Below are 6,737 nucleotides of genomic sequence, written 5' to 3' on the forward strand. Positions count from 1 at the left end.
CTCTGCGGGCTAAATCACTCTCTTCTACGAAGCTAATGGTTCCTGAATTCAACACATAAGTGCAACGCTCGCCCCTGCATACACTTCGTACGGTGTCTTCCAGCCCAAGCGCTTACGCGGGCGTAAATTGATCTGCGCGACCACCCGGTTTACGCCGGCAACGGTCAGCTTGCTGAAGTCGCTACCCTTGGGAAATACTGGCGGAGCAAACCGTTGGTATTTTCATTCGTGCCGCGCTGGCAGGATGAATACGGATCGGCAAAATACACCTGGCAACGGCTCTTACGCGCGATGTGCTCATGACCGGCAAACTCCTTGCCGTTGTCCAACGTCAGTGTGTGCACCACATGTCTTTTGAACTGTAAGTTGATCGCCCGGGAGACTGACGGCGAGTTCGCGCTTGACCGGGTAAGCGCTCAGATAGCCGCTTTTACGCTCAACCAGGGTGACCAGATTACCGCCCACACCATGCACCGTGTCTCCTTCCCAATCCACCAGCCGCTCTCGGGTTTCAACCTTCTCAGGGCGCTCGGTGATCGACACTCGATTTCGCAACAGCCCCCGCCGGTCGTGGCTTCTATAGCGTTTACGGTAGCGCTTTCGACGGTGGCGAAAATGCGTATAAAGCTGGCCGCCACCTCGTTGGTCGCTGGCAATAAACCGATAAATCCACTCGTGACTGACCGTCTGATCCGGCCTCTCTTGCTTCAACCGATGAGCAATCTGTTCCGGGCTCATCCCATGCTTGAGCCATATCACCAGGTGATGGCTCAGCCAGGTAAGCGGCTTGAAAAACTTACGCGCTCCGGCTCGCCGGGTATCACTTTCATGGGTCGCACAAACCGCCATGTACATCTTTTTAGGGCTGTTACGGCGAACCTCACGGCTGATCGTCGAAGGGTGCACGCCTACCTGTTTAGCGATGCTGGCTTGGCTCTCGTTGGCTCTCGTTGGCCCTCAGGCCAGCCTCAATCTGGTAACTTTGGCCCTGAGTTAGCTGCCGGTAAGGCGTGGTCATCTCCGCTTGAATCCTTTGGTGTGAGAGCCTGGATTCTACCGGTGGCGGGCACTCTCCCTCTCGTTTCAAGCGTTGCAGTTATTCTGTGAATTCAGAGCTCGTATTGACAGGCTGGAGGGGGAGCGGTCCACTCCACCTCAAGAGCACGCTTTTTTTCACTAATAGTGGCCTTGTCAACACCCGAGAAAATTCTATAAAGGCTGACAGCCTTATGAATAATTTGGCATTTTAAAAAAGGCACGCCGAGTACATTCATAGTCTCTAGTAAAATGTCATCACAGGTTTTACGTGCGATTGAATGCGCTTTACCATTAACTGTGAAACTCAAAGATTCGCAGAGAATATCGTGTACTACCGCAGCTTGGCCGTAAGCCCCCCAAGGAGGAATCAATGACCAAAAAATGCGGGGAACGCTCGCGCCGTCAGTGAGATAGCCAGCCGGTACATCGACCCATGTGCGGTCATCCTGCCCTTTTATGTAATAACGAAATTCTTGGGTGACCCTCCAATAATCAGCATCTAAAATCTTGCTCGCCTCATAATCGTACTCAAGATTCAGAGGCGCACTAAATTCTGTAAAGCCACTCATCATACCACCAGTTAATCTAGATAAATGTTAATGCACTGAAAACCCTAACCTTGTTCGTATGTGGCGCAATACACCGAACCACTTCACATTCAGCCAACATATTTCCTCTTCTATCATTCAGCACGCAGAGTTTACAATTTGCTATCCATTATCGACATCACAAAGCCTCACCAATTAAATATTGCGACCAGCGAATAATGGATGTTCGTATTTTCGGAAATTCCTCAACTCGAGATTCGGAAAACCCAATAGTGACAGCACCAATTAATCGCGATATTTCCGGCGGAATAGCAACAGCGCAGCCCCACATCACCCCTGATTCTTTTAATAATGTTATATGTGGCGACCATGCTTTAATCTCGTCACAAAACTGTTCGCCTCGAATAAGCCTAACTACATTATTTACCCCTTGGATATCATCAGGGAATAACATTTCTACGCGACCTTCCAACTCTTGGCGCCGCACGCCATTAGCCCAAACATACACTGCTCGGCGGGTGTTGTTAGATACGTTGACGGACCATAAAAATATTGTCGCCGGATTCAGTTCTTTTGATAAGCCATCGACAAACTCCGGCAGACGCTCTTTATCAATTTCGGGATAACCCCACTGGCTCAATGCAATGGAAACTAATGTTCCTCGCTTATCCCAGACTATATAAAAAATCCCGGTGAGCAGGAAAGCCACAGAAAGTTGCGCAATGAGTTTCCACGTTAGTTGTCCAACAAACCATTTGAAAAACTCGATAACTTCTTTGATACTGATCCGACCAGGCATAATATTTACCAAACTCTCTATTAGCAACAATGAGCACGGCATACAAATTGCTCTCGCCTAGCTGTTTAAACCTTTCAACAATAACCCACGCATCAATCGAGATGAGTCAAAACATTACTATTATCTTGCTCATCGCCAAGCATCGTAATGGTTACGTTCAATAACGCTCAGGGAGCGCTTTTAACAACCTAATAAGGTATCCTTCCTTCATTTCAACGTACCCCCCAATTCTAAGCGCTTTAATAATAGATAAAGCATGCGAGCGGGATACCTTGGATGTATTGGTAACGAAATATATAGCGCTGATCGCCATTCTTATTTTTGTTGGCGTGCTCGCCAGCCATTCGAGCGAATACCTTACCTCCCGATAAGAGTCATTCAGGCACAAATGGAGCCAGCGCCTATAAAAATAATTGAATCGCCAAGAGATAAAATCCCGGAAATTATCAATCGAACTTTTATCGCCATTTACAAGTAACGTTTGTATCGACAGCTCGACATATGACGAACTCTGTATAATATTGCACGAGACCTGAGTTTCATTATGATTCGGCGATGATTTGTCGACAAGAACCAAACGGTCGTCCCAGGCTAAATCAAATATTTTTGAATGACCTACTCTAATTTCCCAGACGCCGCTGATGAGCAAATATATTCTTGGAACTTCCTTCGGCCATAACACTGTTCCGGCTTCATCTATGTGAAAAATCCCTTTTTTTTAATATAATTTTTCACGCAGTCAAAGTTATCTCTGTTTTTATCAGAAACGATATTGTACTTAGAGATCACAAAAAAACTCCTTGTTAATTATGCCGTCTGCAATATAGCAAACTTCAATAGCTGTCTAGATATTTTGAATCAAGCCATCATAGATTTCTAACTCATTATTTCCTTGGTGCCACCTATATAGTTACCCCACAAAACAAAAAAATCAACCTCGATATTAAATCAGACCTCAACCCACAAGCTCCCAATACTGGAGTCAGCACCTTAAAGCTACTTGAGGGTGGCATTTTTTGATGGGCCGAGGTGATTAGAAGGTTACGAATGACATCAATATATAATGAGTGAGCTCAAGCGGTTTTGGCATCATCCTCACCGAGCACAGTCTGAAAAAGTACTGGAGTAGATAATTCTGGTTTTTTACATTACGAATTTTTACACAACAACTTTGAGGTCATCCATTTGCACGAACTTAAACACCATAGCGAAGCATTATGTAATAAATTAATAATTCACAAATAGTTCCCCTATGCCATTCTCTAGTGTTTCTCCAGCAAGCGCGGGAAGTTGAGGATGGTGGTTTCGTCGGGGATGCGCTCCAAGCGCAGCCCAGCAAATTGGCGCAGGATAGTCGTCTCGTACAGGGCCTCTTCCATAGCTGGGTCGCTGTAGCCGAACCAATTTTGCAGCAGGTGGACACGCAGCATCGCCATCAACGGATAGGCCGGACGACCGCCATCAGCCTTCGGGTAATGGGGTTCGATCAGAGTAATCGGTTGGCGGTCTCAAGGACCAAGTGCAACAGTCAGTTAATGGTTTCGAGCTTGTTGCTCGCTAATAGCTGAAGGTAATCAACCAGTACTTCGACCGGAAATCTCCAGCCCAGCGTCTGACGTGGTCGAGTGTTCAGCATGTCGGCAATTTCGTCCAGTCGCTCCTGGCTGACCAGGGAGAGATCAGTACCTTTGGGCAAATACTGACGCAGCAAGCCGTTGGTGTTTTCATTACTCCCGCGTTGCCAGGGGCTGTGCGGATCCGCAAAGTAAATTTTCATGCCCGTGTGGGCCGTGATTTCAGCGTGGCGGGCCATTTCACTGCCTTGATCGTGCGTCATGGTTTTCAGCAGCGATGGCGCCATGCGCGACATCTCTCGGGTAATGGCTTGAGCGGCTGCCTGGGCGGTCGGTGCGTCGAGTTTTGCCAAGATCACGTAACGGCTGGTGCGCTCAACCATCGTGGCGACAGCAGAGCGATTGTTGGCCCCGATGATCAGGTCGCTTTCCCAGTGTCCTGGAACAAGGCGATCGGCAACCTCCGGCGGACGCAAGTGGATGCTGAGCTCAGCAGGGTAGCGCTCTCGACGTATGGCACTCTGGGTTCGCGGGCGACGCTTGCCTTTACCTTGGCGCAAGTAGCTGATGAGCTGGCGTTTCAACTCGCCTCGCGGATAGGCATAAATAGCCAAGTAGATGGTTTCGTGACTCACATGTCGCTCGGGGTGATCGGGCCAGATACAGCGTAGTCTGCTGGCGATTTGCTGGGGTGACCAGCCAATGCGCAACATTTCTATGATCACTTTAAAAGCTCAGAGCCAGAGCACAAACGCGACTGACGGCGCGGCTTGTGACGCAGTACTCGTGCCCTGATTGCGGCGTGAGCTGAATCGTATCGCCCCAGTTGGCTGTGCCGCCTGATCTCACGGCTGATGGTGCTGGGGTGACGCCTGAGCAAAACGGCGATAGCTCGCAGAGTGAGTTGTTGAAGCTGCATCACCATGATGGCGACGCGCTCCTCAGTGCTGAGATGTGTGTACTTTGTTGGCATGGCAACACCTTACATCAGGTGTTGCACTTGGTCCTTGAGACCGCCGAGATCAAACAGTCTCGGTAATCCCGGCTTAGGCTCGAGTTACATCGTGCGCAACGGAATTACCGGCTGTATCCGATAGAGGTCGCAGTAGTGGCAACGCTTCGGCGTTGTAACGCAGATCAATTTACGCCCGCGCAAGCGCTTGGGCTGGAAGACACCGTACGAAGTGTATGCAGGGGTGAGCGTTGCACTTATGTGTTGAATTCAGGAAGTCCAATTTCATACTGCTGCTTGCAGTTTTAACCATGACTTGCTACAACAAGCACGCATTCGATTGAACTTACACCGATGCATCTATTAATTACATCGAGTTCAACAACAACCCCGTCCATGGAAGTGTGACATGACTGAAAAAAAAGCATTACTGGCTAAAAAACTAGACGTACATCCACAAGACTTGAATGACGACGGATCAATAATCCCCTATGTCTTTCCTGTTCTTGAAACTGTGTATTCAAGCGATGAGCGGAATCAAGCGTTCCCAACACTGGCTGATATTCTACCTGGCGATCCTGGGCCGACCGATGCTGACACATTCATCGAAAGCAAGGCAGGATGGTGTCCTGGAGGCAGTTGGGACGGTGGTGTATGCCGGCCATTCAACAATGCGTATCGAAGTAGCTGGATGGGAACCTATCAAACGGTAAGTAACAGCAAGATTCAAGACACCATTCTTCCGGGAACGCATAATTCTGGCTACGACAAACAAGCGCAGTCCCAAAGCAACTGGGAAACCTGTCAGGATGTCTCTCCAAACGTTCAGCTTCAGTGTGGCATCAGGGCGCTGGATATACGGGTGCAATTCTATTCTGGCTATGGTTATTCAGATCCGCGGACATTCCAGATTTTTCATGGAGGGAACAGCGGACGCACCATCGTGGGCGATATTATTCCAGCGGCAATTAATCTTTACTCGGCCGCGGATAAAGAGATCGTTATTTTAGATTTCCACGAATTTAAGAATTTTACCGACGCAGCCCATCACGAACTGGCCCGTGTTTTGAAAGCATGGTTCGGAGATAAAATAATCAGTCCGGCTTATAATAACCTGGTTGTTAGCCAACTCTGGCAGCTGAGAAAAAACGTTGTGATCGCTTATAACGCCGGGCCTCGGGACGCGCTATTCTGGAATGGGGTCAATCAGCGATGGATTGGACATAACACCCCCTCGAGCGGTGAACTAAAAGCCTTCGTAGACAAAGTAGGTGCGGAGACCAAACCGGCGAATGAGTTGCGAGCCATTCAAGCCGCCAAATATGTTTTGCCTTTTCATGTGCCTGACGACATGTCTGGCGATGTCATGAGCTGGTTTTCGGCGGACAATGCAAACAGCCCAATCCAAAAATACTACATCGTTAATACGGACTGGTCGCTACGCCATCGGTTTGTTGATAATTGCATCTATGCGAACCAGTTTAGAAACCCAGGTTTGAAATTGCATACCTCTAATAATGGTCGTTTGGATATCTCTGCTCAAACCCATATCAGTCATGAAATCGATGACACCTGTTGGGCTCCAGTTGTCGCCTTGCCGTCACCCGACTCGACCCTCATTGAGGGGCAGATAGTCGTGGTTTCATCCAATACAACATTGGAATGGGAATTGACGCTGGATGACTGTATCACTCCCGACCTCAAGTCTATTTCCATGGCGCGCGATGACGTCATTGTCTTCGTTTCTGTCCAAACTGATGAGGGTAGCAAGTGGGATATTATCAGCGAGGAACCGTCACCCAATAACAGCTGATCCAACCCCAATC

Annotated in this window: 4 protein-coding genes and 3 pseudogenes; 1 reads left to right on the top strand and 6 read right to left on the bottom strand. The window is 48.6% G+C overall.

Features of this window, described 5'->3' with window-relative positions; all coding sequences use genetic code 11:
* Positions 1-48: 48 nt before the first annotated feature.
* From ACIQVE_RS22475 to ACIQVE_RS22500, 6 genes and pseudogenes are all read right to left on the bottom strand, one after another.
* Positions 49-1,018 (bottom strand): annotated as a pseudogene (locus tag ACIQVE_RS22475) (IS30 family transposase).
* Positions 1,019-1,109: 91 nt separating this feature from the next.
* Positions 1,110-1,607: a DUF1353 domain-containing protein gene (locus ACIQVE_RS22480; RefSeq protein WP_402812335.1), complete on the bottom strand. Its 498-nt coding sequence runs from the start codon at positions 1,605-1,607 to the stop codon at positions 1,110-1,112.
* A 157-nt stretch (positions 1,608-1,764) separates the two neighbouring features.
* A complete protein-coding gene (locus tag ACIQVE_RS22485; protein WP_402812337.1) occupies positions 1,765-2,385 on the bottom strand; it encodes a hypothetical protein in 621 nt (206 codons plus the stop codon).
* A gap of 157 nt (positions 2,386-2,542) precedes the next feature.
* On the bottom strand, positions 2,543-3,067 hold the full coding sequence (locus tag ACIQVE_RS22490) for a helix-turn-helix domain-containing protein (protein WP_402812340.1): 525 nt from the start codon (positions 3,065-3,067) through the stop codon (positions 2,543-2,545).
* Between the two features lie 583 nt (positions 3,068-3,650).
* Positions 3,651-3,881: pseudogene (locus ACIQVE_RS22495) on the bottom strand (transposase); the annotation flags it as partial.
* A gap of 32 nt (positions 3,882-3,913) precedes the next feature.
* A pseudogene (locus ACIQVE_RS22500) lies at positions 3,914-4,932 on the bottom strand (IS30 family transposase).
* A gap of 388 nt (positions 4,933-5,320) precedes the next feature.
* On the opposite strand from ACIQVE_RS22500, the gene ACIQVE_RS22505 reads away from it, so the two are divergent.
* Entirely contained in the window at positions 5,321-6,724 is a 1,404-nt protein-coding gene (locus ACIQVE_RS22505; protein WP_402812343.1) for a hypothetical protein, read from the top strand.
* The last annotated feature ends 13 nt before the right edge of the window (positions 6,725-6,737 follow it).

Source organism: Pseudomonas sp. NPDC098747 (assembly GCF_044760045.1).
Classification (GTDB): Bacteria; Pseudomonadota; Gammaproteobacteria; order Pseudomonadales; family Pseudomonadaceae; genus Aquipseudomonas.